Source organism: Peptostreptococcus stomatis DSM 17678, from assembly GCF_000147675.1.
Taxonomy (GTDB): Bacteria; Bacillota; Clostridia; order Peptostreptococcales; family Peptostreptococcaceae; genus Peptostreptococcus; species Peptostreptococcus stomatis.
Map to the genome: position 1 here is coordinate 1 of NZ_ADGQ01000033.1, position 994 is coordinate 994.

Genomic DNA, 994 nt, shown 5'->3' on the forward strand with positions numbered 1-994 from the left:
TAAAACTTCAGCAAAGGTAGTCCTTAAAAAAGTAGGCAACCCTGCTGTTATAGAAGAAAAAGAACTTACTGCTGGTGGAGGATGGACAACTACATTCACAGGTAAACCAAAGTATGAGACCAACGGAACAGAAATCAAGTATACAGTAGAAGAAAAAGATGTTCCACAGGGCTATACAGCAAGTGTATCAGGAACAATGGCAAGTGGATTTACAATTACAAATACAAATACAGAAAAGGTAAATGTATCAGTAGAAAAGAAGTGGATTGGTTCACTTAAGGGTTCTGTAGTAGCCCAGCTTAAAAAAGAAGGTAGTGCAACTGTAATACAAGAAAAAGAACTTAATGCAGCAGGATTATGGAAACATACATTTACAGGTCTAGCTAAGTATGAGGCCAACGGAACGCTAATTAAGTACGAAGTAGTTGAAAAAACTGTTCCACAAGGATATGTAGTTAGTTACGAAAAGGATCCAGCAGGAGTTTTAATAATCAAAAATAAACAGACAAAAATAGATGTAAAAGTGACTAAAAAATGGAAAAATGTGACTGGAAATAATCCTAAGATTAAAGTACAGCTTCTAAAGAATGGACAAAATGAAGGCGCACCGATTGAACTACCAAACGGGACAACTGCTCATACTTGGACAAATTTAGATAAGGCAAATCCACAAGGGAATGACTATGTCTACTCTGTTAAAGAAGTAGGTGAAACAGCTAATGCTATTCAACTTGAAGGCGACCAGTATAAGGTAACTTATGAAGGTAACATGAAAGATGGTCTTACTATTACTAATGAAAAGAAGCCGTATAATCCAGGAGGAGGCGGTGGTGGTGGAACACCAACACCAGACCCAGGAGTAATAGGTGGAGGAGACAGAATTGAGACTGCTATTAAGATCTCAAGAAGATTCTATGATAAGGCTAAGACAGTAATTGTAGTTAGACATGACCTATTCCCAGACTCTATGACAGCTTCAGTATTGGCTAAGTTA

Annotated in this window: 1 protein-coding gene; it reads left to right on the forward strand. The window is 37.4% G+C overall.

Annotation, left to right across the window (positions count from 1 at the left end):
- Positions 1-994, forward strand: a 994-nt coding sequence (locus HMPREF0634_RS09630) for a Cna B-type domain-containing protein (protein ID WP_007788912.1), incomplete at both ends; no start/stop codon positions are given.